We start from the raw sequence: 26,970 nt of genomic DNA, 5'->3' as shown, positions 1-26,970 counted from the left end.
CGCCGGCCCGTCCGGTACGGAGCGCTACGGGCGCACGTCGACGAGCACCTTGCCCACGGCGCCGCCCTCGACGGCGGCGTGCGCCTCGGCGGCCTGCTCGAGGGAGTAGTGGTGCAGCGGCAGCCCGGCGTCGTCCCCGACGCGCACTGCCTCGTCCAGCACCGCCGCCGACACGTCCTCGAGGGCCCTGGCCCGCCAGGCGTCCGGGGCGTTGTAGACCAGGACGAACTGCCAGCGGACGTTCGGCACCATCGAGGGGCGCACGGGGAGCTCCATGCCGCTGCCGCCGTCGTTGGCATACACCGCGACCGAGCCGTGCCGGGCCAGGACCGCGGCGTCGAGCGCGGCATTCACCGCCGGGGACACCTCGACGATCGTGTTCACCCCGTGGGGAGCGAGGGCGCGCACCTCGGCGACGACGTCCTCCCGCTTGTAGTCGATGACGTGGTCGGCGCCGGCACGCGCCGCGAGGTGACCCTTCTCCGGGCTGCTCACCGTGGTGATGACCGTGGCGTCGGACCAGCGGGCGAGCTGGATCGCGGCGTTGCCCACGGCACCAGCACCTCCGGCCACCAGGACGGTCCGGCCCTCCAGCGTGCCCGGGCCCAGCCGGGTCGGTCCGTCCTCGGTCACCGTCAGGCAGCGGTGCGCGGTCAGGAACGGGACGCCGAGGCACGCGCCGAGGTCGAACGACGCAACGTCCGGCAGGAGCACCACGTGCCGAGCCGGGACCACGGCGTACTCCTGTGCGGTGCCGCCGGACGGACGGAGGTGGGCCGCCTCCCAGATCCACACCCGGAGGCCGACCAGTGCCTCCTCGACCCCCTGGCCGACGGCGTCGACCACCCCCGACCCGTCCTGGTTGGGCACCTGCGGCGGATCGACGGCAACCCCGGACCGGTCACTGCGACGCGACTTCCAGTCAGTCGGGTTGACGCCGGAGCGGTGGATCCGTACCCGTACCTCACCCGGACCCGGCTCGGGCAGCGGTCGCTCGACGAGCGAGAGGACCTCGGGCTCGCCGGTCACGGAGTACTCGACAGCGCGCATGACCCGAGGCTATCCCCGACAGGGTTCTCCAGGCGCCGCGGAGATGGACGATGCCCCGGACGTCGTACGACGTCCGGGGCATCGGCTGGCTGGCGGTGGCGGAGGGATTTGAACCCTCGGTGGGCTTGCACCCACAAACGCTTTCGAGGCGTTCTCCTTAGGCCGCTCGGACACGCCACCGCCGACGAGGGTACCGGAGGCGGGTCGGAGCGCCGAATTCAGGATCGGTGGTCGTCGAAGAAGTCCAGGAGCACCCGGCCGCACTCCTGGGCGCGGACCCCGGCGACCACCTCGGGGCGGTGGTTGAGACGCCGGTCGCGGACCACGTCCCACAGCGACCCGACGGCGCCGGCCTTGGGGTCGTAGGCCCCGAACACGAGACGGCGCACCCGGGCCAGGACGAGGGCGCCGGCGCACATCGTGCAGGGCTCGAGGGTGACCACGAGGGTGCAGCCATCGAGGCGCCAGCCACCCAGCCGGGTCGCCGCCTTGCGCATCGCGACCACCTCGGCATGGCCGGTCGGGTCGTGGGTGGCCTCGCGGTCGTTGCGGCCGCGCCCGACCACCGAGCCGTCCGGGGCGAGCACCACGGCACCGACGGGTACGTCGTCCGTGGCCAGCGCCGCGCGCGCCTCGGTGAGGGCGAGCAGCATCGCCTCGTCGTACGCCGATGCCACGGGGCTCAGGCGCTGGTGAGGCCGACCAGGTCGTCGAAGGTCGGGCCGAAGCCGAGCCGACCGGCGACGTCGGAGAGCATCTCGTCGGGATAGAGGTCGTAGTCGTCGATCAGCACGCCCATGTCCATGGCGTGCATGCCGAGGTCGCCGAGGATGTCGAGGTCGCCGGCCGGGGCCGGGTCGTCGTCCTCCTCGGGATAGGGCAGGCCGAGCTGCTCGACGGCGTCGCGGGCGAGGTCCCACTCGTCGGCAGCGGTGATGTCGGAGAGCAGGAGGCGCACCGTCGGGCCGGCCACGCGCACGAGGAGGAACACGTCCTCGTCGTAGGCCACCATGCCGACCGCCCCGCCGTCACCCGGGAAGCGTCGCAGCGCGCTGGATACGTGCTCGAGGTTCTCGAGCACGTCGTGGGCGAGCTCCTGCACCTGCCAGACCCCCTCCTCGCGGTAGGCGGCGAGGGCGAAGTCGACCTCCTGGGGCTGCTCGGCCATGCCAACCTCCACTCCTGCGGCCTGCGTCCAGCCTCCAGAGTGGCAGACCTCAGGGAGCCTTCCAAGCCTGTTTGCTCTAGGTTTTCCCCTATGCGCACCCACGTCATCGACCATCCACTCGTCGCTCACAAGCTGACCGTCCTGCGCGACGAGACGACGGACAGCCCGACCTTCCGCCGGCTGGCCGACGAGCTGGTGACCCTCCTGGCCTACGAGGCCACCCGGGACGTGCGCGTGGAGGACGTGGACATCGTCACGCCGGTCTCGCCGACGTCCGGAGTCAAGCTCGCCACCCCCAAACCGTTGGTGGTCCCGATCCTCCGGGCCGGCCTCGGGATGCTCGACGGGATGATGCGGCTGCTGCCCACTGCGGAGGTCGGGTTCCTCGGGATGGTGCGCAACGAGGAGACCCTGGAGGCCTCGACGTACGCCGAGCGGCTGCCCGACGACCTGTCCGGCCGCCAGTGCTACGTGCTCGACCCGATGCTCGCGACCGGCGGCACGCTCGCCGCGGCGATCAGGTTCCTCACCGACCGCGGTGCCGACCACATCACCGCGGTCTGCCTGCTCGCGGCACCCGAGGGCTGCCAGCGCCTGGAGCAGGAGCTCGACGGGCTCGACGTCCCGGTCACCGTGGTCACCGCGGCGATGGACGAGAAGCTCAATGACAAGGGCTACATCGTGCCCGGGCTCGGCGACGCCGGCGACCGGCTGTACGGCGTGGTGCACTGAGGCGCCACTCAACCCACAGCGCCACGCCACTCAACCCACAGCGCCGCGCAACTCAACGCACAGCGCGACGCAACTCAACGCACAGCGCGGCGCAACTCAACGCACACGGCCCGGCACCTCGCAGCGAGGTGCCGGGCCGTCGTACGTGCAGACCGGTCAGGGAGCGGTCGGCTGGTTCTGCAGGCGGCGGTAGGTGTACGCCGCGCCGATGGCGACCGTCGGGTAGGCGACAAGGAGGCCGACCACGCAGGCGATCAGGCCGAGCAGGAACACCAGGAACCCGAGCAGCGCGAACACGAAGACCGTGCCGAAGTTCGAGGTGGTGAACTGGAAGCTCGACTTGAGCGCGCTCACGGCGTCCTCGCCGCGGTCGACGACGAAGTACGCCGCGAACCAGGTCAGGAAGATCACCGCGAAGCCGGGCAGGAGGCACAGCACGAGGCCGATCGTGGTCAGCACGCTGACGATCAGCGCGACCACGATGATCTGCAGCTTGTCCCAGCGCTCGAACATCGACCCGACGCTGACCTCGCGCCCGTCCACCGCGTCGAACGCGCCGCGGATCAGCGCGGCACCGAACAGCGTGTAGGCGATCTGGCTCAGGATGTTGACGATCCCGGCCAGCGGGTTGAAGTCGAAGCCGTTCTGGTCCCAGGTGAACAGCGCGTCACCGCCGGTGATGATGCCGCCGACGATGCTGATCGCGAACGACGTGCCGATCGCGATCAGCGCCAGCAGCAGGAACGCACCGGCGTTGTCCTTGAACTTGTTGAAGCCGTAGGCGATCGCGTCGGTCGGGCTGTAGGGGCCCGGCCCGCTCGGCGGGGCGCCGTACGAGCCGTACGTCGGGTAGTCCGGCGGCGGCTGCTGGCCCCAGCCCTGGCCGGGGGGCGGCGGGGGCGGGTACTGGCCGGCGTTGGGGTCCTGGCCCCAGCCGGGCTGACCGGGTGGGGGCCCGGGCGGCTGGCCGGGAGGCGGACCTCCCTGGCCGGGCGGAGGTCCGCCGGGTCCACCCGGCGGCGGGCCTCCGGGCGGCGGGTTCTGGCCGTAGGGATCCTGGGGCGGCTGCTCGCTCATGCCCCGGACCCTAGTGGCTCGCGCGCCGCGTCGTCAGCACCTGCGGGCCGGGGCCGGAGCGCGTCGCGGACGGGGGCCCGGGCCGGGGGACGGGTCAGGACACGGTGCTGAGCAGCTGGGTCGCGCGGGTCAGCACGACGTACAGCGTCGCCCGGCCGGTCGCCGACTCGTCCTCGATCTCCTGCGGTCGGACCACCACGATGCCGTCGAACTCGAGGCCCTTGGTGTCGAGCCCGGTGAGCACGACGATCCGGTCGTCGCCGCTGGGGGTGTCGCCGGCGACCGACGCGGCCGCGGACGGGGCGTCCTCGGCGAGCTCCTGCCACGAGGCCAGCCAGCCGTTGACCTGCGCCCGGCGCGCGGCCGGTACGACGACCCCGACGGTGCCGCCCACGGCGCCCGCCAGCCGGAGCACCTCGGCCCGGACCGACTCCTCGAGGTCGGGCACGTCGTCGAGCACCACGGGGTGCTCGCCGGTGGACCGGACCGCGGTCGGCAGGTCGGCGTCGAGGCCGACCCGCTCGGCGTACCCGGCGGCATGCGCGTAGATCTCGGAGGAGTTGCGGTAGTTCGTCGACAGGTGGAACTCGTGCAGCGGCTTGCCCTCGAGCGCCTCGGCCCGGGCCCGGGCGGCCTCGTCCGGCACCGGCCACGACGACTGCGCGGGGTCGCCGACGATCGTCCACGACGCGGCCCGGCCGCGGCGGCCGACCATGCGCCACTGCATCGGGGTGAGGTCCTGCGCCTCGTCCACCAGCACGTGCGCGTAGGGGTCGTCCTCGACCCGGTGCGTCGGCGGCGCCCAGGCCTGGCGGCCGGCGAACTCGCGGTCCGCGGCGGTGGTGATCTCCTGGAGGTCGCCGCCGAGGTGGTCGGCGTACTCGTTGTCGTCGTCGGTCTTCAGCGGCACGTCGCCGAGGGCGTAGCGCAGCTCGTCGACCAGCGGCACGTCCTCGATCGCGAGGTCGCCGGACCAGCTCTTGAGCAGCAGCGCCTGGTCGTCGTGGGAGACCACGCCGTCGCCGACCCGGGCCAGGAAGTCGGGGTCGCGCAGCCAGGACAGCACCGTGCTGGCGTCGAGCGGCGGCCACCAGGCCAGGGCGAACTCGAGGAAGTCGTCGTTGCCGAGCATCTCGTCGTCGAACGCCTCGCGACCACGCTCGCGGCCGCGCTCGCCCTTGACCTGCCGCCACAGCGCGTCGAGCAGCGTCGTGGCCACGCGCGGGATCTGGCGGTTGCGCCGGCCCTGCGACAGGAGCTGGCGGCGCAGCCGGGACAGCCCGGCGCGGTCGAGGACCAGGGTGTCGTCGCGGTAGAAGACCCGGAACTCGCGCGGCGCCCCGGGCACTGCCTGCCGGGCGGCACGACGCATCAGCTCGGCCATGCGGGCCGAGCCCTTGACGTCGGCCACGGCGGGGTCGTCGTGCCGGGTGGAGCGGAGGCCGTCGACCACCTCGCCGAGCGAGCGGAGCGCCACCGCGGTCTCGCCGAGCGACGGGAGAACCCGCTCGATGTAGCGCATGAACACCCCGGACGGGCCGACGATGAGGACACCGCCGGACTCGTAGCGGCGGCGGTCGGTGTAGAGGAGGTACGCCGCGCGGTGCAGCGCCACCACGGTCTTGCCGGTGCCGGGACCGCCGGAGATCGAGACGACGCCCTTGCCGGGGGCCCGGATCGCCTGGTCCTGCTCGGCCTGGATGGTCGCGACGATCGAGTGCATCGAGCGGTCGCGGGCGCGGGAGAGCTGCGCCATCAGTGCGCCCTCGCCGACGATCGGCAGGTCCGCCGCCGCCGGGTGGTCGGGGTCGAGCAGCTCGTCCTCGACGCCGACGACCTTCGCGCCGACGCAGCGCAGCACCCGGCGGCGTACGACGTCGTGCGGCTCGGCTGCGGTGGCCTGGTAGAACACGGCGGCCGCGGGGGCCCGCCAGTCGATCAGCAGCGAGTCGCGGTTGGCGTCCCGCAGGCCGATCCGGCCGATGTAGCGCGGGTCGGGGTCCAGCTCGGGGCGCACGTCGAGGCGGCCGAAGACCAGCCCCTCGTGGGCGGCGTCGAGCTGGGCGATCCGCTTGGCGGCCTGGAAGACCATGGCATCGCGCTCGACCAGACCGCCCTCGTGGCCGAGCCGGCCGCGGTCGTGGCCCTCGCGGGCAAGCTGCTGGGCTGCCGCTGCGGACTGCTCCAGCTGCACGTAGACCTTGTCGACGAATGCCTGCTCGGAGGCGGTTTCGCGCGCGGCGACGTCCTCGGACAACGTGGTGCAACCCCCTGGACCTGCGGATCTGGCAAGAGGGAGAACTTTACCGGTGGAGGGCCGCGAGGGAGAAAAGAACGACGGGGTTCGATACGGACCCGTTGCCCGGGACAGCGGTCAGGCCAGGGGTGCCGGGGTCCGTCGGCGTGGCTGGACGACGACGAACGCGGCGATGGCGCCGCCGATCGCGCCGAAGAGGTGGGCCTGCCAGGAGATGCCGGGCTGGCCGGGGAGCACGCCCCACAGCACCCCGCCGTACAGGAAGAGGATGAGCAGGCCGAGCGCGATCTGGCCGACCCGTCCGGACACGAAGCCGCGCACGATCAGGAACACCAGCCAGCCGAAGATCAGCACGGAGGCGCCGAGGTGGACGGTGTTGGGTGGCGCGATCAGCCAGGTGCCGAGGCCGCCGACCACCCAGACGATCGCGGTCACGGCGAGCCAGGTGCGCACGCCGCTGAGGAGCACCAGGAACCCGAGCACCAGCAGCGGCACGGTGTTGCCGATCAGGTGCCCCCAGCCGCCGTGCAGCAGCGGCGCGAACAGGATGCCGACCAGGCCGTCGGTCTGCTGCGGGTGCACACCCTCCTGGTCGAGCCGGTTCGACATGAGGGTGTCGACGAGCTCGATGACGTAGAGCGCCGCGACGAAGCCCGAGATGACCGCGAACGCGGTCAACGCCGAGGTGCCCCGGTCCGGCGGGCGCTGCGGCGTGCTCATGCCGCCAACGGTAACGAGCAGTCGGTCGTCCGCACGAGGAGGGCGCATGGACCCTCGTGGGGCGGACGACGCGCTACTTCTTGCGGTTGAGGAAGGCCAGCATCGCCTCGCGGGCCTCGTCGGACCCGAACAGCCGGGCGCTCAGCTTCGCGAGGTCGGCGCCGTTCGCGTCGATGTTCGCGACCAGGTGCCGGCCGAGCAGGCCCTTGGTCTCGCGCAGCCCCTGCGGGTGGCCGGTGACCAGCGCGGCGCAGACCCGGTCGACCTCGGCGTCGAGCTCGGCCTCGGGCACCGCCCGGGTGACCAGCCCCATCTCGGCCGCGGCCGTGCCGTCGAACGTCTCGCCGGTGAGGAACGTGAGCGCTGCCGAGCGGTCGGTCATCCGCGGCAGCACGGTCAGCGAGATCGCGGCCGGGGTGAGCGCGAGCTTGACCTCGGTGAAGGCGTACGTCGCGTCGTCGGCGCTGATCGCGACGTCGCTGGCCGCGACGATGCCGATGCCGCCGGCGCGGACGTTGCCGTGCAGCCGGGTGACCACCGGCTTCGGAAAGGTGACGATGCGGCGCTGCAGGTCGACCAGCACGCCTGCCGCCTTCTCCATCCCGTCCTCGGCGGCCTCGGACAGGTCGGCGCCCGAGCAGAACGTGCGGCCCTCCGCCCGGAGGACCACCACGGTTGCCGCGTCGTCGTGCTCGGCCCGCTCCAGCAGCTCGTAGAGCTCGGCGACCAGCTGCCGCGAGAGCGCGTTGCGGTTGTGGGGCGAGTCCAGGGTCAGGGTGGCGACGCCGTCGGCCGCGGCGTACCTCACGTGCTCGGTCATGGCCGCCATCCTGTCATCCGCGGCTCGTCGCCACGGGCGTGGATCAGGCGAGCAGCGCGGTGATCACGAACATCGCCGGGATCGCCAGCACGGTGGTCGCGAAGATCGCGTCCCGGGCCAGCACCACGCCGCGGCTGTAGCGGTTCGCGTGCACGAAGATGTTCTGCGCGGTCGGCAGCGCGGCGAGCACCGTGACCGCGAGCAGGGCGGTGCCCTCGAGCCCGAGCGCCTGGCCGGCCGCCCAGGCCACCAACGGCATCATCAGCAGCTTGAGCCCGACGATCAGCCCGAGCTCGGCGGTGTCGACGTCGGCGCCGGGCTTGGGGCCCAGCCGCAGGGACACGCCGTACGCCAGCAGCATCGCGGGGACGGCCATCCCGCCGACCAGGGCCAGCGGGTCGTGCACGATGCGGGGCATCGGGGCACCGGTCACCGCGAACGCGAGGCCGATCAGCGAGGCCACGGTGAGCGGGGTGCGGAACGGCTGGCCGAGCACCCGGCGCAGCGAGGTGCGGCCGGGGCTGGTCGCGTGGTCGAGGGCCGCCAGCGCGACCGGCTGGAACAGCAGCAGCTGGAAGAGGAGGGTCGGCGCGACCAGGGCGACGTCGCCGAGGACGTACGCCGCGATCGGCAGGCCGAGGTTGCCGGCGTTGACGTAGCCGGTGCTCAGGGCGCCGACGACCGTGTGCGCCAGGTCCCGGTGGAGCAGCAGCGCTGCCGCGGCGACGTACACGACGACCACGACGACCACCGCGATCGCCGAGGCGGCGAGGTTGCGGGAGAAGACCTGGCTCACGTCGGTGCCGGCGAGCACCGTGAGCAGCAGGGCGGGGCTGGCGACGAAGAACGCGAGTCGCGACAGCATGCCCTGGGCGGTGAGGTCGAGCACCCGCAGCTGCGCGAGCAGGGCACCGAGGCCGATGACGGAGACGATCGTCACGAATCCCTCGATCACCCCGCGCACGAGGCCCATCGTGCCCGACGTGGACCGGACAGGTGGCACCGTGCCCGCCGCCCGGGACGGGCCGCGCGGCGGGCACGGGACTGGGGCGGGTCACCCGAGGACGGCGTACTCCTCATCGGTGAGGACCCGCGACCGGATCAGGAAGCGGACGCCTTCCGGCGCCTCCAGCGAGAAGCCGGCGCCGCGTCCGGGCACGACGTCGACGGTGAGGTGGGTGTGCTTCCAGTAGGCGTACTGCGACGCCGACATCCAGAACGGCACCGCCCGGTCCAGCCCGACGTCGAGGTCCCCGAGGTGGACATCCGCGTCGCCGGTCAGGAAGTCGCCGTCGGGATAGCACATCGGGGCGCTCCCGTCGCAGCAGCCGCCGGACTGGTGGAACATCACCGGCCCGTGGGCCTCGGTGAGGCGGCGGACCAGGTCCGCCGCCGCACCGGTGACCGTGACGCGCTCGATCGGTTGACTCATGTGTTCCTCACCTGGGTTTCGAGACGCGCCGTCGTGGCCTCGTTCCTCGGCCACGGGCGCTCCTCAACCTGCGACCGCCGCGGGCCACGCTCGTTCCTCGCGCAGCCCTGCGGTCTAGAAGAAGCCCAGCTTGTCGGGCGAGTAGCTCACCAGCAGGTTCTTGGTCTGCTGGTAGTGGTCGAGCATCATCTTGTGGGTCTCGCGGCCGATGCCGGACTGCTTGTAGCCGCCGAACGCGGCGTGCGCCGGGTAGGCGTGGTAGCAGTTCGTCCAGACCCGTCCGGCCCTGATCTCCTTGCCGGCCCGGAACGCCCGCGACCCGTCGCGGGTCCAGACGCCGGCGCCGAGGCCGTAGAGGGTGTCGTTGGCGACCTTGAGCGCGTCGGCCTCGTCGTCGAACGACGTGAGCGAGACCACCGGCCCGAAGATCTCCTCCTGGAAGATCCGCATCGAGTTGTCGCCCTCGAACACGGTCGGCTGGACGTAGTAGCCCTCGGCGAGGTCGCCGTCGAGCACCAGCCGCTCACCGCCGGTGAGCACCTTCGCGCCCTCCTGCTTGCCGATGTCGAGGTAGGACAGGATCTTCTCGAGCTGGTCGTTGGAGGCCTGCGCACCCATCATCGTGTCGGTGTCGAGCGGGTTCCCCTGCTTGATCGCCTCGACCCGGGCGATCGCGTCCGGCACGAAGTCGGAGTAGATCGACCGCTGTACGAGCGCCCGCGAGGGGCAGGTGCAGACCTCGCCCTGGTTGAGCGCGAACATCGTGAAGCCCTCGAGCGCCTTGTCGTAGAAGGCGTCCCGGGCGTTGGCGACGTCCTCGAAGAAGATGTTCGGCGACTTGCCGCCGAGCTCGAGGGTCACCGGGATGATGTTCTGGCTGGCGTACTGCATGATCAGCCGGCCGGTCGTGGTCTCGCCGGTGAAGGCGATCTTCGCGATCCGGTTGGACGACGCGAGCGGCTTGCCGGCCTCGACGCCGAAGCCGTTCACCACGTTGAGGACGCCAGCCGGGAGCAGGTCGCCGATGAGCTCCATCAGCTTGAGGATCGACCACGGGGTCTGCTCGGCCGGCTTGAGCACCACCGCGTTGCCGGCGGCCAGCGCCGGGGCGAGCTTCCACACCGCCATCAGGATCGGGAAGTTCCACGGGATGATCTGGCCGACCACGCCGAGCGGCTCGTGGAAGTGGTAGGCGATGGTGTTCTCGTCGATCTCGGAGATCGAGCCCTCCTGGCTGCGCAGCACGCCCGCGAAGTAGCGGAAGTGGTCGATCGCGAGCGGGAGGTCGGCGTTGAGGGTCTCGCGGACCGCCTTGCCGTTGTCCCAGGTCTCGATGACCGCGAGGTCCTCGAGGTTGGCCTCCATGCGGTCGGCGATCCTGAGCAGGATGTTGGAGCGCTCGGTGGGCGACGTACGGCCCCACGAGTCGGCGGCGGCGTGCGCGGCGTCGAGGGCGGCCTCGATGTCCTCCGCGGTGCCGCGGGCGATCTCGGTGAACGGCTTGCCGTTGACCGGCGAGATGTTCTCGAAGTACGCGCCCTTCACGGGGTCGACCCACTCGCCTCCGACGAAGTGGCCGTAGCGGCTCTTGACCTCGATGGCCGAGCCGTCGCGTCCGGGTGCTGCGTAGGTGGTCATGTGGTGTCTCCCAACGTGTGATGTGACCGGGGTGTGTGACCGGTGACACACGCTAGGAAGTGCAACGTTGCACGGATGTTGCCCGACATCCGCCCAGCGAGGCGCAGCTCAACGCCCAGCGAGGCGCAACTCAACGGGGAGGGATCAGGCGAGCTCGCGGTCCAGACGGGCGATCTGCCCGAGGATCAGCGGGAGCAGCGGCGAGCCGGTGCCGACCGCGGCGCGCTGGGCGGTCCACATCTCGTAGTCGTCGGAGCCCCACGACGACCGGGTCCACGCCGACATCAGGTCGGGGACGCCGGAGTGGAGCACGGCGGAGCGCAGCGTCGACTCCACCTCCTCGCGCAGGCGTACGACGCCCGGGGACGTCGAGCGCGGCAGCAGCGGCCCGCGATAGCTGCGCGTGGCGCCGACAACGTCGCCGGCCAGCACCGTGGCCTGGACGCCGAGCCAGTCGCCGGACACCTCGCCGACCAGCCGGTAGGGGCGCGAGGCGAGCAGGTCGTCGCCGAGCAGGTTGCGCAGCCGGTTGAGCTCGGCGCGCAGGGTCGAGGCGGTGTTGTCCTCCTCGTAGAGCAGCACGGCGAGCTCGTCGCCGGAGAGGCCGCGCGGTGCGGAGGCGAGCAGCAGCAGGATCTCGCTGTGCCGCGGGCTGAGCCGGATGGTGGACCGGCGGCCGCTGCCGTCGTCGATGCCGAGCAGCGCCTCCTGCCGGCCGAGCGCCTCGATCGTGAGCGCGAATCCCTGGTGTGGCCTGGGCTCCTGGGGTCCGGACGCGGTCAGCCGGAGGTGGGCCAGCTCGGTCTCGGCCATCCGGGCGGCGGCCCGGACCATCGCCATCGTCTGCGGCACCACGATCTGGTCGCCGCCGGTGATGTCGAGGACGCCGAGCAGCGACCCGGTGAGGGGGTCGTGGATCGGGGAGGCCGCGCAGCTCCACCGCTGCACGGACCGCCGGAAGTGCTCCTGGCCGATCACGTTGACCGGCTTGTCCAGGGTGAGCGCCATGCCCGGGGCGTTGGTGCCGGCGAACCGCTCGTCCCAGTTGGAGCCCTCGACGAAGCCGATGGTCTCGGCCTTGCGCAGCACCTGGGGGTGCCCGCACACCCAGAGCAGCTGGGCCGAGGCGTCGGAGACCGCCATGATCGCGTCGCAGTCGCGGGCGGCCTGGCCCAGCACGTCCTCGAGGAGCGGGAACACCTGCGCCAGCGGGTGCGCCTCCCGGTGGTCGCGCAGGCTGTCGTCGGCCAGCGTGATCGGCGCCTCGGCCACGTCCACGGACACGCCGGCAGCCGCGGAGCGGTGCCACGACTCCGCGACCTGGGCACGCATGCCGTCGCCGATCACCTCGTCAGTACACAGCGTCTTCACGGCAGCCACCAGCGATCTCCCTGATCGGACAACACGGAATCGGACGACCCGGACCGATCACTCCAGCGTCGGTCCGCGACGTTGCATCCACGTTGCACGACGGACCCCGCCCGCCACACCCTCCGTCCGGAGGGGTTCAGACCGGCCGGTCCAGATGACCGAGCACCCGCTGCAGCAGGGCCGCGGTCGCGGTCGGGTCGGCCGCGCGGGCCGGCTCCGGCTCCAGCACGCGGCGTACGTCGGCCGCGTGCGGCGCCCCCGCGGCGAGCGCGACGTCGGCGCACACCCGCGCGGCGTCGCGGACCGGGCCCGGCTCGACGGTCCACGCCGACTCGAAGACCCGGTCGGGCTCGGCCACTCCGCGCTGCCCGGGGACCTCCCAGGCGGACAGGGCCGCGGTGAAGCCGGGGGCGTCGCAGACCACGGCCCACTCCCCCCGCAGCGGCGCGTCGTCCGTGAGCGGGACCAGCGTGAGCCGGCCGTCCGTGGTCACCTCGTCGGCGCCGCCGAGCACGACGGCGTGCCGGGCCACCCGGGCGAGGTCGCGCCAACGCGGGCGGGCCCCGCGGAAGTGGCGGGGCTCCTGGAACGCGCCGAACACCACCGCCTGCTGGGCCCGGGCCGCGCACTCGTCCTCGATCGCCCACGACAGCGCGAGCAGGGTCGCCTTGCGCAGCCGCTGGTGGGCGAGGTGGGGGTGCCGGCGCCGGAGCTCGGCGTAGACGGACGCGGTCGGCCGGTCCGGCATGCGGGCGGCCTCGGCGATCGCGACGTCGAGCCGCACCCCAGCGTCGCGGCGGCGCAGCACGCCCTCGATCGCGGCGACGTCGGAGGCGGCGTACCGCCGGTGCCCGGAGTCCAGCCGCTGCGGTCGCGGGAACCCGTGCCGCTGCTCCCACATGCGGAGCACCGCGGGTGTCAGGCCGGTCCGGGCGGCGAGCTCGCCGATCGCGAGCGTCTGGTCCCGATCCGGGGCCACCCCTTGCGCATCCGGTCCGGTCGTGGTCATGCTGGGATCCTAAACCTAAACAGATTGTTTAGGAATGTGTTGAAGTTAGGAGCAGGGCAATGACCACCCAGATCGGCCCCACCACGAGCAACGGGACGTCGCACGACGAGGTCGTCGACTGGACGGACCTCGGCCAGAAGATGTGGTCGTTCCTCACCGGCCGCGAGGCGGCGATCAACTACCGCTTCATCGACATGAGCATCGAGGTCCCGCGGGACACCGGGAGCCGGGCCCCGCGCGCGGTCTGGAAGCTCGACGGCACGCTGCAGGTCACCACGCAAGACAACGCCGGGCCGTCCCCGGAGTGAGTGCCATGACCCGCACTGTCACCGTCTCCGCCAACCTGTGCTTCCAGGTGCAGGTCCCCGGCCGGGTGCCGGTCAACGGCGAGGTGCGCGGCTCGGGCTCGGTGCTCGACGTCCGCGTCGACGACCCCGGGCTGTTCGCCGGTCGCAGCGACGCCCCCGCGATCCGCGCCCTGGCCGACGCCCTGGCCCGGCGCGGCCTCGCGGTCCGGGTCAGCGACCGGGAGCACCACCTGATCACCCTCGGCAACGTGCGTACGTCGTGGTGGCAGCGCCGGCTCACCGGTTCGCGCCACATCCGGCTGGGCAGCCTGCGCGGCGCCTGGACCGGGGCGCGGTCGAAGGCCGGCGCCGACCGGCCGGTGCTGCCCGACGCGGCGCTCGCCCCGCCGGCCACGCTGGTCCCGGTCGCGCCGACGTTCCTGCGCCGGGCCCGGCGTAGGCCCACCACCACCCACGACCCGCTGCACGGCGGCAACCCGCGGCTCACGCTGGTGCCCGCCGACGGTGTCCACGTCGACCACCCGCCGGTGTTCTACCTGGAGCGCGACGTGACCACGATCGGGTCCGGGGCGCAGTGCGACATCCGGCTGCCGCACCTGGCCGACGTCCATGCCGAGATCCGGCACGACGCCGACGACGAGCTGGTGGTCCATGCCAACGACCCGGACACCCGCGTGCACGGCGAGCGCGTCCACGAGCAGGTCCTCCGCACCGGCACCCGGGTCGACCTCGGCCCGTGGATGCTCACCTACTCCCGGGAGGAGTATGCCGACCACGGCCGTCCGTTCGGCGGACGCATCGGCGGGGAGCTGGGCCACCAGCGACCCCAGCCGCCGCGCCCCGTCGCCCACCCCGACTTCTGACATCCGCGAGCGGGGTCCGCGCCGAACCCCTGGCATGAAGCGCCACCTCTCCGCCCTCCCGTACGCCGGCGCCGGCGTGCTCGCGACCCTGGCCGGCATGTCCGCCGGGCACCTGGTCGCGGCCGCCCAGAACCCGGCGACCTCGCCCGTGCTCGCCGTCGGGTCGGCCGTCATCGACCTGACGCCGACGCCGGTCAAGGAGCTCGCCGTGCGCGAGCTCGGCACCCGGGACAAGCCGGTGCTCATCGGCAGCGTGGTGCTGGTGACCCTCGTGGTCTCCGTCATCGCCGGCCTGCTGGCCCGGAGACGGCCCGCGCTCGGCGCCGGGATCCTGGTCGCGCTGGTCGCGGTCGCGGGCGCGCTCGCGCTGCTGCGTCCGTTCGCGGTCGCCTCCGACGTGCTGCCGGCCGTCGTCGCGGCGGTGGTCGGGGTGGGGGTGCTGGCGTTCCTGGTGCGTCTCCTGCGGGCGTCTGCCAGCCCGCGCCGGCCGGGTGGTTTCGAGACGCTCGCTGGCGCCCGCTCCTCAACCACCGGGGCTGGCGCTCACTCCGGACCGGTGGTTGAGGAGGGCGAGGAACGAGCCCGTCTCGAAGCCACGGACGACCCTGAGCCGAAGCCGCGGCTGCTGCTCTCCGGAACCTCCGCGACGCGCCGTACGGTCCTGGTCAGCGCGGCGTTCGTCGCCCTGGTCTCCGGGGGCATCGGCTGGCTCGGCCAGCGCCTGGCCGCGATCCGCATCCGGCCGGAGGACGTCGACCTGCCGGCCGCCGCGGACCCGCTGGGTCCGCTGCCGCGCGGCCTCGAGCAGAGGTACGGCGGGATCTCGCGGTTCCAGACCCGGAACGGCGACTTCTACCGGGTCGACGTCAACCTCAGCGTGCCGGTCGTCGACCTCGACGGCTGGCGGCTCGAGATCGACGGCGACGTCGACGAGGAGCTCAGCCTCACCTTCGACGACCTGCTCGCGATGGACCTCGTCGAGCGCGACATCACGCTGACCTGCGTCTCGAACGAGGTCGGCGGCCCGTACGTCGGCGCCGCCCGCTGGCTGGGCGTCCCGCTGACGACCTTGCTCGACCGGGCCGGCGTCGGCAGCACGGCGGACCAGATCTACTCGACCGCCGTCGACGGGTTCACGATCAGCACCCCGCTCGCGGTCGCGCTGGACGGCCGGGACTCGATGGTCGCCGTCGGCATGAACGGCGAGGCGCTGCCCGCCGAGCACGGCTTTCCGGCAAGGCTGGTCACGCCCGGACTGTACGGCTTCGTCGGCGCCACCAAGTGGCTGCGCCGGCTCACGCTCACGACGTACGAGGAGCAGTCGGCGTACTGGACCGACCGCGACTGGGCGACCGAGGCCCCGATCAAGGTCTCCTCGCGCATCGACACCCCGCAGGCGTTCACGACCGTGGGGAAGGAGAACGCCGTGATCGGCGGCGTCGCGTGGGCACAGACCCGCGGCATCGGGAAGGTCGAGGTCCGGGTCGACGGCGGCCCCTGGCGGGAGGCGACGCTCGGGCCGGACGCGGGCGTGGCGTACTGGCGGCAGTGGTTCCTCGCCTGGAAGGACGCCACCCCGGGCCGGCACCGGGTCGCGTGCCGCGCCACCACCCTCGAGGGCGACGTGCAGACCGCGGCGCGCGCGACGCCGTTCCCCGCGGGCTCGAGCGGGATCCAGGAGATCGCGGTGGACGTCGCGTGAGCACACGAGATCTCGCGGATTGCTCCAATCCGCCCGGCCCCCGGTGCCGAACCACCAGCGAACGACGTCCCCCAGGAAAGGCAGCACCATGAAGCGCACGATCGCCCGACACAGCTCCATCGCCGCTCTCGCCCTGACCCTGTCGGTGGGACTGGCCGCCTGCGGCTCCGACGACGGCGGCGACGCCAACGCCGCCGAGGAGCAGACCTCACAGATGACCGACTCGCCCAGCGACTCGATGGGCGAGGAGCCGATGAGCGACGACCAGCCGTTCGGCGAGGCCTGCGCCTCGCTTCCGGCCAGCGGCCCCGGCTCGGTGGACACCATGACCGAGCAGCCCGTGGCGACCGCCGCGTCCGGCAACCCGCTGCTCAAGACCCTGGTCGCCGCGGTGACCAAGGCCAAGCTGGTCGACACCCTCAACTCGGCGCCCGAGCTGACCGTGTTCGCGCCGACCGACGACGCCTTCGCGAAGATCCCGAAGAAGGACCTCGACGCGGTGCTGGCCGACAACGAGCAGCTCACGACGGTCCTCACCCACCACGTGGTCGAGGGCCGGCTGAGCCCCGAGGACGTGGCCGGCACGCACCAGACCCTGGCCGGTGACGAGATCACCGTCGAGGGCTCCGGTGAGGAGTTCACGGCCGAGGGCGCGAAGGTCCTGTGCGGCAACGTGCAGACCGCGAACGCCACGGTCTACGTCATCGACACCGTCATGATGCCCACGATGTGAGGGAACCGGCCTGTGGAAAGGTTTGACCCCATGACCGGCGCCGCGCCCGTGCCCCCCGGCGGCCAGGACCCCGGGGGGCCGGGGGCGCCCGCCCTCGCCGAGCTGTTCCATCGCTCCGCCCGCGGCGACCAGCAGGCCTTCGCCGCGGTGTACGACGCCACGGCCGCCCGCGTCCACGGCCTCGTGCTCCGGGTGGTCCGCGACCCGGCGCAGGCCGAGGAGGTCACCCAGGAGGCCTTCCTGGAGGCGTGGCGGACGGCCAGCCGGTTCGACCCGGAGCGGGGCAGCGCGCTGTCCTGGCTGCTCACGCTCGCCCACCGTCGCGCCGTCGACCGGGTGCGGTCCGCCGAGGCCGCCCACCGCCGGGACGCGACGTACCACGACCAGAACCGCCCGGTGGAGCACGACTCCACCGCCGAGACGGCCACGACCACGATCGAAGCCCAGAGGGTCCGCAGGGCGATGTCGACCCTCACCGACGTCCAGCGCGAGGCCCTCGAGCTGGCGTACTTCGGGGGATACACACACACGGAGGTGGCCACGATGCTGGACCTGCCGGTCGGCACGGCCAAGACGCGCATCCGCGACGGCCTGATCCGCCTGCGCGACGCGCTGGGGGTGGGGTCATGAGCGACATCCACGCCCTCTCGGGCGCCTACGCCATCGACGCGCTCGAGCCTGCCGAGCGCCTGCTCTTCGAGCAGCACCTGGCCACCTGTGCCGACTGCCGGGCCGAGGTCGCGAGCCTGCAGGAGGCGGCGGCGATGCTTCCCGAGACCACCGAGGTCCCGCCGCCCCCGGCCCTGCGCGACCGGGTCCTCTCCGACATCTCCACGGTGCGGCCGCTGCCGCCCGAGGTCGACCGGCCCGACGGGTCCGCGGGCGACGCTGCGACCCCCCTGGCTCCCCGGCGCCGCCGGTTCCGCACGGCCCTGACTGTGGCCGCAGCCGTGGCCGCGCTCATCGGCGGTGGCGTCGTGGTCGCCACCCAGCCGTGGTCCGACGACCAGGGCAGCCAGACCCAGCTGTCCGCGGCGGACCGGGTGCTGAACGATCCCGAGGCCGAGCACGTCCACCAGGAGTTCCCGGGCGGCGCGGCTGCGACCCTGGTCCGGTCGAAGGCCGAGGGCAAGGCGGTGCTGGTGACCACGAAGATGCCTCCGGCGCCGGACGGCAAGGTCTACGAGCTGTGGTTCCAGGACGCGTCGGGCTCGATGGTCCCCGCCGGACTGATGCCGCCGAAGTCCGACCAGACCGTGCTGCTCAGCGGTGACGCCACCGATGCCTCCGCCGTGGGGATCACGGTGGAGCCGGCCGGCGGGTCCGACGAGCCGACCTCCGACCCGATCGCCCTCTTCGAGCTCGGAGCAGCATGAACCGCACCCCCACCCCCGCCCGCGTGGCGGTCGTCGGAAGCGGCGTGGCCGGACTGGTGGCCGCCCACGTCGCCTCCCGGACCGCGCACGTGACCCTGTTCGAGGCCGACGCCCGGCTCGGCGGCCACGCCGACACCCACCGCGTTGGCGACCTGGCCATCGACACCGGGTTCATCGTGCACAACGAGCGGACCTACCCGGTGCTGCTGCGGCTCTTCGCCGAGCTCGGCGTCCGCACCCAGGACTCCGAGATGTCGATGTCGGTCAGCGACCGGGCCACGGGGGTGGAGTACGCCGGCGCGCTGGGCCCGCGCGGCCTGTTCCCGACCGCGCGCGCCCTGGCGCGGCGGGCGTACCTCCGGATGCTGGTCGACGTCCCCCGGTTCCACCGGGCCGCCCGGGCGCTGCTCGACGACGGCCCGTTCACCCGGGACCCCGAGGAGACCCTGAGAGCGTTCCTCGACCGGGGCCGGTTCAACCACTACTTCCGGCGGCACTTCATGGAGCCGCTCGTGGCCGCGGTGTGGTCGTGCGACCCGGAGCTGGCGCTCGACTACCCGGCCCGGTACCTCTTCGCGTTCCTGCGGCACCACGGCATGCTCGGCGTGTTCGGATCCCCGCAGTGGCGGACGGTCACCGGCGGCTCGCACGAGTACGTCCACCGGGTCGCCGAGGGCCTGCACGAGATCCGGCTCGGCACCAAGGTCACCTCGGTGCTCGAGACCGCGCACGGCGTCGAGGTCACCGACGGCAACGGCGACACCGCGACGTACGACGCCGTGGTGGTGGCCGCGCACCCGGACCAGGCCCTGGCGATGCTGGCCGAGCCGACCGACCTCCAGCGCGAGGTGCTCGGCGCGCTCCCCTACTCCGCCAACACCGCGCAGCTGCACACCGACACCTCCCTGCTGCCGCGCGCCGGCCGAGCGTGGGCGTCCTGGAACTTCCTGCGTCCCCAAACCGCGACCGGCCGGGTGACCGTGACCTACGACCTGACCCGCCTGCAGCGGCTCGCCACCGACACCCGCTACCTGGTCACGCTCGGCGGCACCGACCTCGTCGACCCCGACGAGGTGATCGCGACCATGGAGTACGCCCACCCGCTCTACACGCCGGAGTCGGTCGCGGCCCAGCGCCGGCTTCCGGAGATCGACACCGCCCGGATCGTGTTCGCCGGCGCGTACCACGGCTGGGGCTTCCACGAGGACGGCGCACGCAGCGGGCTGGCCGCCGCCGAGCACCTCGGGTTCGCCTGGCCGGACCGCTCACCGGCGCCGGCGCAGGCCGAGCCTCGGCTGGTCGAGGCGACCGTCCGGCACACCCGGCGGCAGCCGTTCCGACACAGGTTCACCTACCGCTCCCACCCGTGGCTGGTCGACCTCGACCACCTCCCGGCACCCCGGCGTACGGCGTCGTTCGAGGCCCGGGACCACCTCGGCGACCCCGACCGCACCATCCGGGAGAACGTCGAGGCGTTCCTCGCGACCCACGGCATCGACCTCGGCGGCGGCCGGATCCGGATGCTCGCCAACGCCCGCGCGTTCGGCTACTCCTTCAACCCGATCAGCGTGTTCTGGTGCCACGACGCGACCGGCGCCCTGGTGGGCACGGTGCTCGAGGTGCACAACACGTACGGCGACCGGCACGCCTACCTCGTCCACACCGACGAGCGCGGCAAGGCGGGGACGGACAAGGCGATGTACGTCTCCCCGTTCCACGACGTCTCCGGGCGCTACGAGATCTCCGCGCCCGAGCCCGACGACACGGTGGCGATCGCGATCACCCTGCGCCACGACGACGGCCCCGCGTTCACGGCGTCGCTGAATGGGCACGTGGTGTCCGGACGCCCACCGCTGCGGGCGATCTTCTCGGCCCTGGTCGGCTCCGTCCGGATCCGCCGCCAGGGGATCGGCCTCTGGCTGCGCCGGCTGCCGGTCGTCCCGCGACCTGACCATCCACGACAGGAGGGCGTCCAGTGACCGCTCTTGCTCCTGCCCCGACCGTGGCCGAGCGCTGGCCCGGCCTGTACGACGTGCCGGTCGGCCCCCGGGCCGGCGTCGCCGCCGCGATCGTCCGCCGGCTCTTCGGCGTCGCGACCACCCGGCTCGGTATCACCGTGGTGGTCCCCAACGGGCACCCGGTCACGACCACCGGCGAGGCGCCGACGATCGTGCTGGACCGGCCCGACGAGTTCTACCGGAGGATCGGCAGCGACGGGCTGATCGGGTTCGGCGAGGGCTACCAGACCGGCGCGTGGAGCTCCCCCGACCTCGGCCGCCTGCTGACCGTGCTGGCCAGCGAGATCGCCACCCTGGTGCCGGACTGGATGCAGGCGATGCGGCGGCTGTACGTAGCGCGGGCACCCCGCCTGCACCGCAACACGGTCGCCCAGACCCGAGGGAACATCGCCCACCACTACGACCTGTCCAACGACCTCTTCCGGACCTTCCTCGACCCGACGATGAGCTACTCCTCGGCCCTGTTCGACACCAGGGTCGAACCGCGCGGCGGCTACCGCGTGGCCGCGACCCCGATCGGCGTCACCGGCGCCGACCTCGAGGCGGCCCAGGTCCGGAAGGTCGAGCGGATGCTGGACGCGGCCGGGGTGGGCGAAGGCAGTCGGCTGCTGGAGATCGGCACCGGCTGGGGCGAGCTCGCGATCCGGGCCGCGGCCCGGGGTGCGACGGTCACCTCGGTCACGCTGTCGCGCGAGCAGAAGGCGCTGGCCGACGAGCGGACCGCCGCGGCCGGCTTCACCGACCGGGTCGAGGTGCTGCTGCGCGACTACCGCCAGGTGACCGGCACGTTCGACGCGATCGTGTCGGTGGAGATGATCGAGGCGGTCGGCCACGAGTACTGGCGGACCTACCTCGAGAAGGTCGACAGCCTGCTGGTCCCCGGCGGCCGGGCGGCGCTCCAGGCGATCACGATGCCGCACGACCGGATGCTGGCCACGAAGCAGACCTACACCTGGATCAACAAGTACATCTTCCCCGGCGGCTTCCTCCCGTCGGTCGAGGCGATCGAGCACCTCACCCGGGACCACACCGCACTGCGGGTGACCGACCGGCTGTCCTTCGGGCACCACTACGCCGAGACGCTGCGGCTGTGGGACGAGGCGTTCCGGGCCCGGCACGAGACGGTCGCCGGGCTCGGTTTCGACGAGGTCTTCGAGCGGACGTGGCACTTCTACCTGGAGTACTCCCGCGGCGGCTTCGCCTCGTCGTACATCGACGTCAACCAGATCGCGCTCACCAAGGAGGCCAGTGCATGACGACGACCACCGACCGTCCCACGGCCGCGCCACCCTCCTCCGGGCCGTCGGTCGCCGAGCGGCTGGCCGCTGCCGTGGAGCCGCTCGTCGGCGGCGAGATCCCGGTGCGGCTGCGGGCCTGGGACGGCTCGGAGGCCGGCCCGGCCGGTGCGCCCCGGGTCGTCCTGAGCTCCCCGGCCGCTCTTGCCCGCCTGGTCTGGCGACCCGGTGAGCTCGGCGCCGCCCAGGCCTACGTGACCGGCGAGGTCGACGTCGACGGCGACCTCGACGAGGCGCTGACCCGCGTGTGGTCGGTGGCCCGGGAGCGCGGGCTCTCGGGCGTCCGGCCGTCGCCGGCCGCGGTCGCCGGGCTGCTCCGGCTGCTCCGCGACTTCCGGCCCGGTCTGCCGCCGGGCCCGCCCGCCAGCCAGGCCCGGATCCGCGGCCGGCTGCACTCGAGGCGGCGCGACCGGGCGTCGATCAGCCACCACTACGACCTCTCCAACGACTTCTACGCGTTGATCCTCGACGAGTCGATGGCCTACTCCTGCGGCTACTGGCGCAACGACGACCCGTCGTACACGCTCGCCGACGCGCAGCGCGACAAGCTCGACCTGGTCATCGACAAGCTCGGGCTGGAGCCGGGCATGACGATGCTCGACGTCGGCTGCGGCTGGGGCTCGCTGTCGCTGCACGCCGCGGCGCGCGGGATCCGGGTCCGCGGGGTGACGATCGCTGCCGAGCAGAAGCGGTTCATCGATGAGCGGATCGCCGAGCGCGGGCTGGGCGACCTGGTCGAGATCCGCCTGCAGGACTACCGCGACGTCGACGGGAAGCACGACGGCGTGGCCTCGATCGAGATGGGCGAGCACGTCGGCCAGGGCAACTACCCGACCTACGTCGACGTGCTGCGGCGGTCGGTGAAGCCGGGCGGGCTGGTGCTCGTGCAGCAGATGTCGCGGCGCGGGAAGCACCCCGGCGGCGGGCCGTTCATCGAGTCGTTCATCGCCCCCGACATGCACATGCGTCCGGTCGGCGAGACCGTGGAGCTGATCGAGTCCGGCGGGCTCGAGGTGCGCGACGTGCACGCGATGCGCGAGCACTACGTGACCACCGTCGCCGCCTGGTACGCCACCTTCGAGGCCAACTACGACCGCGTGGTCGCACTGGTCGGCGAGGAGGTCGCGCGGGTCTGGCGGCTCTACCTCGTCGGTGGCGCGATGGCGTTCCGGGACGGGAGGATGGGCGTCGACCAGATCCTCGCCCGGCGTCCGGGCGCCACTCCCCTCGCTCCTCCGGAGGTCCGTCGTTGACTTGCGCCTCCCTCACGCTTGAGTTGCGCCCGACGTGCTGACCGTCCTCGCCGTCTCGTTCGTCGTCGCCGCACTGGCGATGACCGTCACCGCCGTGGTGTCCCGGCGGATCGGCCGGGTGTCGGTCGTCGACGTCACCTGGGGGGTGGCGCTGACCCTGGTGGCGCTGGTCTCGGCCGTCCTCGGCGACGGCACCGCGTGGCGCCGCTGGCTGGTGCTGGTGCTGGTCGCGGCCTGGGGGCTGCGGCTGTCGTGGCACATCTTCCTGCGGCAGCGGGGCGCCGGCGAGGACCCGCGGTACGCCGCGCTGCTCGGAGGCGGCGGCTTCGTAGTGGCGGTCCGCAAGGTGTTCCTGCTCCAGGGCGCGGCGATCTGGTTCGTGGCGCTGCCGGTGATGGTCGGCGCAGCCACCGACGTCGCGTGGGACTGGCTGGTGTGGGTGGGGGTGGCGGTGTGGGTGGTCGGCGTGGTCTTCGAGTCGGTCGGCGACGCCCAGCTCGCGGCGTACAAGGCGGACCCGGACCGCGGGCCGGTGATGGACCGCGGCCTGTGGGCGTGGACCCGGCACCCGAACTACTTCGGCGACGCCTGCGTCTGGTGGGGCATCTGGCTCGCGTCCGCGATGGCCTCCGGCTGGCTGCCTGGCCTGCTCACCGCGATGGCCCCGGCCACGATGACCTACTTCCTCGTGTGGGCCACCGGCGCCCGCCCGCTGGAGCGGACCATGATGCAGCGTCCCGGGTACGCCGAGTACGCCGCCCGCACCCCCATGTTCGTCCCCCGCCCGCCCCGCCGCCCCTGAGGCCTCGGAGAAGGTCGCTCTGCGACCGCCTCGCCGACCCCGACCGTCTGAAATGGCGTGGGAGACTGAGCGCATGGACCGTGTGGCGGCGGCCTTCGACGCCGTGCCACGGACCGGCTTCCTGCCGGCCCGCGAGCGCCGCCACGCGTCGTACGACGGGCCGCTGCCGATCGGCCACGGGCAGACCAACTCCCAGCCGCGCACCGTCGACGACATGCTGCGGCTGCTGGACGTGCGGCCCGGCGACCGGGTGCTCGACGTGGGTGCCGGGTCGGGGTGGACCACCGCGCTGCTCGCCCACCTGACCGGGCCGACCGGGTCGGTGCGCGGGGTCGAGCTCGAGCCGGAGATCGCGCGGTGGGGCTCGGCGAACGTGGCCGCGGCCGGGATGTCCTGGGCCTCGCTGGTGGCGGCCGACCCCGACGTGCTCGGCCTGCCGGACCATGCGCCGTACGACCGGATCCTGGTGTCGGCCGAGGCGGTCACCCTCCCGATGGACCTGGTCGGGCAGCTCGCGGACGAAGGCCGGATGGTGGTGCCGGTGAACGGCGTGATGCTGCTGGTCCGCCGGAGCGGGGTGGAGACCGACCTCAGCGAGCACGGGTACTACCGGTTCGTGCCGCTGCGGCGCGGGTGACTCAGCCGGGCCGCGGCACCTGGTCGGCGAGCCTGGCCGGCGCCTGCAGGCAGTAGGAGTCGGTGAGCAGCTCGCCGAGCTCGGTCCAGTCGCTCCCGTCGTCGACCAGCATGCCGACCACGTTGCCGCCCCACTCGGCGCGGAAGTAGGGCTCGCCGAGGTGCTCGAACGCCATCACCTCGTCGGGCTCGGCCCGGAACGTCACCCGGAACAGCTGGTCCTCGCCGCCGAACACGTGCGCCACCGTCGCCGGGCCCACCCGCCAGCGGACACCGACCCAGGCATCCTCCTGCTCGCAGTCGGGCAGCGCGGCGAGCACGTCGTCGATCCGACGCACCATCCACGCCGGCACCTCGGGGCGTTCGGGCATGGGGCCAGCCTGCCACGCACCACCGACGACGTACGGCGCGTGGTGGAGGTGAGCAGGAACGGCCGGGTGGTGGTGTCGAGACGTCCGGTGGTTGAGGAGCGAGCGCCAGCGAGCGGCTCGAAACCACCGACGTCAGTAGGACTTGGGGAGGCCGAGCGAGTGCATGCCGACGAAGTTGAGGATCATCTCGCGGGAGACCGGGGCGATCCGGCCGGCGCGGGAGGCGACCAGCAGGCCGGCGACGCCATACTCCTGGGTGATCCCGTTGCCGCCGTGTGCCTGGACCGCGCGGTCGGCGGCGTCGCAGGCGGCCTCGGCGGCGGCGTACTTCGCCATGTTCGCGGCCTCGCCGGCGCCCATGTCGTCGCCGGCGTCGTACAGCGCGGCCGCCTTCTGGGTCATGAGCCGGGCCAGCTCGACCTCGATCTTCGACTGCGCGAGCGGGTGCGCGAGGCCCTGGTGGCTGCCGATCGGGACGCCGAACACCTCGCGCTCCTTGACGTAGGCGACCGCCTTCTCGAGGGCGTAGCGGGCCAGCCCGGTCGAGAACGACGCCGCCATGATCCGCTCCGGGTTGAGGCCCGCGAACAGCTGGACCAGCCCGGCGTCCTCGTCGCCGACCAGGGCGTCCGCGGGCAGGTGCACGTCGTCGATGAAGACCGAGAACTGCTGCTCGGGGCTGACGATCTCCATGGGGATCGGGGTGTACTCGAAGCCCTTCGCATCGGTCGGCACCACGAACAGGCAGGGTTTGAGCTTGCCCGTCTTCGCGTCCTCGGTGCGGGCGACGACGAGCACGTGGGCCGCCTCGTCGACGCCGGAGATGTAGATCTTGCGGCCGTTGAGCACCCAGCCGTCGCCGTCGCGGCGCCCGGTGGTGCTGATGTTGTGCGAGTTGGTGCCGGCGTCGGGCTCGGTGATCGCGAACGCCATCGTCTCGGTGCCGTCGCAGATGCCCGGCAGCCAGCGCCGCTTCTGCTCCTCGGTGCCGAACCGGGCGATCACGGTGCCGCAGATCGCCGGGCTGACCACCATCATCAGCAGCGGGCAGCCCTGCGCGGCGAGCTCCTCGCAGACCGCCGCGACGTCGCCGATCCCGCCGCCCCCGCCGCCGTACTCCTCGGGGATGTTGATGCCGAGGTAGCCCAACTTCGCGATCTCCAGCCACAGGTCGGTGGTCTTGCCGCCGGAGCGGGCCTGCTTCGTGAAGTACTCGCGGCCGTACTTCGAGGCCAGCTTCGCCACCTCGCGGCGCAGCGCCTGCCGCTCCTCGGACTCGGTGAACGCGGTCATGTCTGGTCTCCTCCTGCGTCGGTCTGCGGGACTGCCTCGGGGTCGACGACGGCGAGCACGGCGCCGGCGGCGACCTGCGCACCCGCGTCGACCGGGATCTCGGTGACGACGCCGTCGGCCGGCGCCGTGATGGTGTGCTGCATCTTCATCGCCTCGAGCACCAGCACCGGCTGGCCCGCGCGTACGGCGTCGCCCGCGGCCACCGCGACCGACACGACCGTGCCCGGCATCGGCGCCAGCAGCGAGCCGGCGGCCACCTGCTCGGACGGGTCGGTGAACCGGGGCACCAGGTCGAGCCGGACGTGCCCGAGCGGGCCGTCGACGTCGACCGCCCGGCCGTGCACCGCGACGGCGTACGTCGCGGAGATGCCGCCCACCTCGAGCGTCACCCGGTCCGGGCCGGCTGCGAGGACGGTGAGCCCGTCGACGGCGTACCCGTCGCGGCCGCCGTACCAGTCCACCTCGACCTCGGCAGCGCCGTGGGCGAAGCGGGCCCGCTGCGGCTGGCTGACCACGTTGCGCCAGGCGACCGGGATGCCCGACTGCACGGCTCGACGGGAACGACGGTGCTCCGCGAGCGCTATCGCGGCGGCGACCGCCTCGTGGTGCACGTCGAGCCGTGCGCCGTCGAGGACGAAGGAGGCGAGGAAGTCCGTGCTGACTCCCCCGTCGAGGAACCGCTGGTCACGCAGGATCCGGACCAGCAGGTCGCGGTTGGTCACCAGGCCGTGCAGCCGGGCCTTCGCCAGCGCGGCGGCCAGCCGGCGGGCGGCCTCGTGCCGGGTCGGGGCCCACGCGACCACCTTCGCGAGCATCGCGTCGTAGTGGGTGGAGACCTCGCTGCCGGTCTCGAACCCGGCGTCGAGCCGCAGGCCGCGACCGGGCTGGAGCTCCACGTCGACGCCGGGTACGTCGAGCGCGGTGAGGAGGCCGCTCTGGGGCTGCCAGTCGTGGGCCGGGTCCTCGGCGTACAGGCGCACCTCGATCGCGTGCCCGACGGGTCCTGGGTCGCCCCCCTCGGTGGTTGAGGAGCGAGCGCCAGCGAG

27 protein-coding genes and 1 tRNA gene are annotated in these 26,970 nt (G+C 72.8%); 12 read left to right on the top strand and 16 right to left on the bottom strand.

The features are described from left to right. Positions 1–24 precede the first annotated feature (24 nt). The 4 genes from EKO23_RS06230 to EKO23_RS06215 form a co-directional block, all read right to left on the bottom strand. Complete coding sequence (locus EKO23_RS06230) at positions 25–1,050, bottom strand: NADPH:quinone reductase (protein WP_134715252.1); 1,026 nt, start codon at positions 1,048–1,050, stop codon at positions 25–27. A gap of 90 nt (positions 1,051–1,140) precedes the next feature. Further along, positions 1,141–1,230: transfer RNA gene (locus EKO23_RS06225), tRNA-Ser, on the bottom strand. Positions 1,231–1,268: 38 nt separating this feature from the next. After that, complete coding sequence (gene tadA, locus EKO23_RS06220; protein WP_134715514.1) at positions 1,269–1,703, bottom strand: tRNA adenosine(34) deaminase TadA; 435 nt, start codon at positions 1,701–1,703, stop codon at positions 1,269–1,271. Positions 1,704–1,732: 29 nt separating this feature from the next. Next, a complete protein-coding gene (locus EKO23_RS06215; RefSeq protein ID WP_134715249.1) occupies positions 1,733–2,218 on the bottom strand; it encodes a tRNA adenosine deaminase-associated protein in 486 nt (161 codons plus the stop codon). A 90-nt stretch (positions 2,219–2,308) separates the two neighbouring features. Here EKO23_RS06215 and upp point away from each other — a divergent pair, with 90 nt between their 5' ends. After that, a complete protein-coding gene (upp, locus tag EKO23_RS06210) occupies positions 2,309–2,950 on the top strand; it encodes a uracil phosphoribosyltransferase (protein WP_134715247.1) in 642 nt (213 codons plus the stop codon). Between the two features lie 156 nt (positions 2,951–3,106). On the opposite strand, the gene EKO23_RS06205 is transcribed toward upp, so the two are convergent. The 9 genes from EKO23_RS06205 to EKO23_RS06165 all read right to left on the bottom strand — a co-directional run bounded on the left by EKO23_RS06205 (position 3,107) and on the right by EKO23_RS06165 (position 13,274). Beyond that, positions 3,107–4,027 carry a hypothetical protein gene (locus EKO23_RS06205; RefSeq protein WP_134715244.1) on the bottom strand — a complete coding sequence of 307 codons (921 nt, stop codon included), beginning with the start codon at positions 4,025–4,027 and terminating at the stop codon, positions 3,107–3,109. A 94-nt stretch (positions 4,028–4,121) separates the two neighbouring features. Beyond that, the gene (locus tag EKO23_RS06200; protein WP_134715241.1) at positions 4,122–6,284 is read right to left on the bottom strand and encodes a HelD family protein; all 2,163 of its coding nucleotides are present in this window, start codon (positions 6,282–6,284) and stop codon (positions 4,122–4,124) included. A gap of 117 nt (positions 6,285–6,401) precedes the next feature. Beyond that, on the bottom strand, positions 6,402–7,004 hold the full coding sequence (locus EKO23_RS06195) for a rhomboid family intramembrane serine protease (RefSeq protein ID WP_134715238.1): 603 nt from the start codon (positions 7,002–7,004) through the stop codon (positions 6,402–6,404). A 73-nt stretch (positions 7,005–7,077) separates the two neighbouring features. Further along, a complete protein-coding gene (locus EKO23_RS06190) occupies positions 7,078–7,824 on the bottom strand; it encodes an enoyl-CoA hydratase-related protein (protein WP_342773566.1) in 747 nt (248 codons plus the stop codon). 43 nt (positions 7,825–7,867) lie between these two features. After that, complete coding sequence (locus EKO23_RS06185; protein WP_246050934.1) at positions 7,868–8,797, bottom strand: AEC family transporter; 930 nt, start codon at positions 8,795–8,797, stop codon at positions 7,868–7,870. An 81-nt stretch (positions 8,798–8,878) separates the two neighbouring features. Continuing rightward, positions 8,879–9,256 (bottom strand): DUF779 domain-containing protein, encoded by a 378-nt coding sequence (locus tag EKO23_RS06180; protein WP_134715230.1) that lies wholly within the window; start codon positions 9,254–9,256, stop codon positions 8,879–8,881. A gap of 114 nt (positions 9,257–9,370) precedes the next feature. Continuing rightward, positions 9,371–10,894: an acetaldehyde dehydrogenase ExaC gene (gene exaC, locus EKO23_RS06175; RefSeq protein WP_134715227.1), complete on the bottom strand. Its 1,524-nt coding sequence runs from the start codon at positions 10,892–10,894 to the stop codon at positions 9,371–9,373. A 144-nt stretch (positions 10,895–11,038) separates the two neighbouring features. Next, positions 11,039–12,274, bottom strand: a complete 1,236-nt coding sequence (locus tag EKO23_RS06170) for a helix-turn-helix domain-containing protein (RefSeq protein WP_246050933.1) — start codon at positions 12,272–12,274, stop codon at positions 11,039–11,041. Between the two features lie 127 nt (positions 12,275–12,401). Next, a complete protein-coding gene (locus tag EKO23_RS06165; protein ID WP_134715224.1) occupies positions 12,402–13,274 on the bottom strand; it encodes a DICT sensory domain-containing protein in 873 nt (290 codons plus the stop codon). A 59-nt stretch (positions 13,275–13,333) separates the two neighbouring features. Between EKO23_RS06165 and EKO23_RS06160 the strand changes: the two genes are divergently transcribed. From EKO23_RS06160 to EKO23_RS06110, 11 genes are all read left to right on the top strand, one after another. After that, complete coding sequence (locus EKO23_RS06160) at positions 13,334–13,582, top strand: hypothetical protein (RefSeq protein WP_134715222.1); 249 nt, start codon at positions 13,334–13,336, stop codon at positions 13,580–13,582. A 5-nt stretch (positions 13,583–13,587) separates the two neighbouring features. After that, on the top strand, positions 13,588–14,445 hold the full coding sequence (locus EKO23_RS06155; RefSeq protein ID WP_134715219.1) for an FHA domain-containing protein: 858 nt from the start codon (positions 13,588–13,590) through the stop codon (positions 14,443–14,445). A gap of 34 nt (positions 14,446–14,479) precedes the next feature. After that, on the top strand, positions 14,480–16,147 hold the full coding sequence (locus EKO23_RS06150; RefSeq protein ID WP_134715215.1) for a molybdopterin-dependent oxidoreductase: 1,668 nt from the start codon (positions 14,480–14,482) through the stop codon (positions 16,145–16,147). A gap of 88 nt (positions 16,148–16,235) precedes the next feature. Further along, a complete protein-coding gene (locus tag EKO23_RS06145) occupies positions 16,236–16,880 on the top strand; it encodes a fasciclin domain-containing protein (RefSeq protein ID WP_134715212.1) in 645 nt (214 codons plus the stop codon). A 30-nt stretch (positions 16,881–16,910) separates the two neighbouring features. Beyond that, positions 16,911–17,510, top strand: a complete 600-nt coding sequence (gene sigK / locus EKO23_RS06140; RefSeq protein ID WP_134715209.1) for an ECF RNA polymerase sigma factor SigK — start codon at positions 16,911–16,913, stop codon at positions 17,508–17,510. After that, positions 17,507–18,256, top strand: coding sequence for an anti-sigma factor (locus EKO23_RS06135; protein ID WP_134715206.1), 750 nt, complete (start codon positions 17,507–17,509; stop codon positions 18,254–18,256). Before sigK ends, EKO23_RS06135 begins: the two co-directional genes overlap by 4 nt. Further along, positions 18,253–20,235 carry an FAD-dependent oxidoreductase gene (locus EKO23_RS06130; RefSeq protein ID WP_134715203.1) on the top strand — a complete coding sequence of 661 codons (1,983 nt, stop codon included), beginning with the start codon at positions 18,253–18,255 and terminating at the stop codon, positions 20,233–20,235. The genes EKO23_RS06135 and EKO23_RS06130 overlap by 4 nt, the downstream gene beginning before the upstream one ends. Next, positions 20,232–21,530 carry an SAM-dependent methyltransferase gene (locus EKO23_RS06125; protein ID WP_134715200.1) on the top strand — a complete coding sequence of 433 codons (1,299 nt, stop codon included), beginning with the start codon at positions 20,232–20,234 and terminating at the stop codon, positions 21,528–21,530. Before EKO23_RS06130 ends, EKO23_RS06125 begins: the two co-directional genes overlap by 4 nt. Further along, positions 21,527–22,822 (top strand): SAM-dependent methyltransferase, encoded by a 1,296-nt coding sequence (locus tag EKO23_RS06120; RefSeq protein ID WP_134715197.1) that lies wholly within the window; start codon positions 21,527–21,529, stop codon positions 22,820–22,822. Before EKO23_RS06125 ends, EKO23_RS06120 begins: the two co-directional genes overlap by 4 nt. 34 nt (positions 22,823–22,856) lie before the next feature. After that, on the top strand, positions 22,857–23,624 hold the full coding sequence (locus tag EKO23_RS06115; protein ID WP_246050932.1) for a DUF1295 domain-containing protein: 768 nt from the start codon (positions 22,857–22,859) through the stop codon (positions 23,622–23,624). A 73-nt stretch (positions 23,625–23,697) separates the two neighbouring features. After that, positions 23,698–24,261: a protein-L-isoaspartate O-methyltransferase family protein gene (locus EKO23_RS06110; RefSeq protein ID WP_134715194.1), complete on the top strand. Its 564-nt coding sequence runs from the start codon at positions 23,698–23,700 to the stop codon at positions 24,259–24,261. Position 24,262: 1 nt separating this feature from the next. Here the strand turns inward: EKO23_RS06110 and EKO23_RS06105 are convergent, their stop codons facing one another. The 3 genes from EKO23_RS06105 to EKO23_RS06095 all read right to left on the bottom strand — a co-directional run. Then, on the bottom strand, positions 24,263–24,631 hold the full coding sequence (locus EKO23_RS06105; RefSeq protein WP_134715191.1) for an MmcQ/YjbR family DNA-binding protein: 369 nt from the start codon (positions 24,629–24,631) through the stop codon (positions 24,263–24,265). Between the two features lie 132 nt (positions 24,632–24,763). Continuing rightward, on the bottom strand, positions 24,764–25,924 hold the full coding sequence (locus tag EKO23_RS06100; RefSeq protein ID WP_134715188.1) for an acyl-CoA dehydrogenase family protein: 1,161 nt from the start codon (positions 25,922–25,924) through the stop codon (positions 24,764–24,766). Then, positions 25,921–26,970, bottom strand: a 1,050-nt coding sequence (locus EKO23_RS06095; RefSeq protein WP_134715185.1) for a biotin/lipoyl-containing protein, incomplete at its 5' end; no start/stop codon positions are given. The genes EKO23_RS06100 and EKO23_RS06095, both read right to left, overlap by 4 nt.

Source organism: Nocardioides guangzhouensis, assembly GCF_004519545.1.
GTDB lineage: Bacteria > Actinomycetota > Actinomycetes > Propionibacteriales > Nocardioidaceae > Nocardioides > Nocardioides guangzhouensis.
Note: the sequence above shows the minus strand (reverse complement) of the source record. Positions and strands in the feature narration are given on the sequence as shown.

Bases quoted from the DNA above. Each gene is read 5' to 3' on its own strand.
- EKO23_RS06230 (WP_134715252.1), bottom strand. From the start codon at position 1,050: ATGCGCGCTGTCGAGTACTCCGTGACCGGCGAGCCCGAGGTCCTCTCG.
- tadA (WP_134715514.1), bottom strand. From the start codon at position 1,703: ATGCTGCTCGCCCTCACCGAGGCGCGCGCGGCGCTGGCCACGGACGAC.
- EKO23_RS06215 (WP_134715249.1), bottom strand. From the start codon at position 2,218: ATGGCCGAGCAGCCCCAGGAGGTCGACTTCGCCCTCGCCGCCTACCGC.
- upp (WP_134715247.1), top strand. From the start codon at position 2,309: ATGCGCACCCACGTCATCGACCATCCACTCGTCGCTCACAAGCTGACC.
- EKO23_RS06205 (WP_134715244.1), bottom strand. From the start codon at position 4,027: ATGAGCGAGCAGCCGCCCCAGGATCCCTACGGCCAGAACCCGCCGCCC.
- EKO23_RS06195 (WP_134715238.1), bottom strand. From the start codon at position 7,004: ATGAGCACGCCGCAGCGCCCGCCGGACCGGGGCACCTCGGCGTTGACC.
- EKO23_RS06190 (WP_342773566.1), bottom strand. From the start codon at position 7,824: ATGACCGAGCACGTGAGGTACGCCGCGGCCGACGGCGTCGCCACCCTG.
- EKO23_RS06185 (WP_246050934.1), bottom strand. From the start codon at position 8,797: ATGGGCCTCGTGCGCGGGGTGATCGAGGGATTCGTGACGATCGTCTCC.
- EKO23_RS06180 (WP_134715230.1), bottom strand. From the start codon at position 9,256: ATGAGTCAACCGATCGAGCGCGTCACGGTCACCGGTGCGGCGGCGGAC.
- exaC (WP_134715227.1), bottom strand. From the start codon at position 10,894: ATGACCACCTACGCAGCACCCGGACGCGACGGCTCGGCCATCGAGGTC.
- EKO23_RS06165 (WP_134715224.1), bottom strand. From the start codon at position 13,274: ATGACCACGACCGGACCGGATGCGCAAGGGGTGGCCCCGGATCGGGAC.
- EKO23_RS06160 (WP_134715222.1), top strand. From the start codon at position 13,334: ATGACCACCCAGATCGGCCCCACCACGAGCAACGGGACGTCGCACGAC.
- EKO23_RS06155 (WP_134715219.1), top strand. From the start codon at position 13,588: ATGACCCGCACTGTCACCGTCTCCGCCAACCTGTGCTTCCAGGTGCAG.
- EKO23_RS06150 (WP_134715215.1), top strand. From the start codon at position 14,480: ATGAAGCGCCACCTCTCCGCCCTCCCGTACGCCGGCGCCGGCGTGCTC.
- EKO23_RS06145 (WP_134715212.1), top strand. From the start codon at position 16,236: ATGAAGCGCACGATCGCCCGACACAGCTCCATCGCCGCTCTCGCCCTG.
- sigK (WP_134715209.1), top strand. From the start codon at position 16,911: ATGACCGGCGCCGCGCCCGTGCCCCCCGGCGGCCAGGACCCCGGGGGG.
- EKO23_RS06135 (WP_134715206.1), top strand. From the start codon at position 17,507: ATGAGCGACATCCACGCCCTCTCGGGCGCCTACGCCATCGACGCGCTC.
- EKO23_RS06130 (WP_134715203.1), top strand. From the start codon at position 18,253: ATGAACCGCACCCCCACCCCCGCCCGCGTGGCGGTCGTCGGAAGCGGC.
- EKO23_RS06120 (WP_134715197.1), top strand. From the start codon at position 21,527: ATGACGACGACCACCGACCGTCCCACGGCCGCGCCACCCTCCTCCGGG.
- EKO23_RS06110 (WP_134715194.1), top strand. From the start codon at position 23,698: ATGGACCGTGTGGCGGCGGCCTTCGACGCCGTGCCACGGACCGGCTTC.
- EKO23_RS06105 (WP_134715191.1), bottom strand. From the start codon at position 24,631: ATGCCCGAACGCCCCGAGGTGCCGGCGTGGATGGTGCGTCGGATCGAC.
- EKO23_RS06100 (WP_134715188.1), bottom strand. From the start codon at position 25,924: ATGACCGCGTTCACCGAGTCCGAGGAGCGGCAGGCGCTGCGCCGCGAG.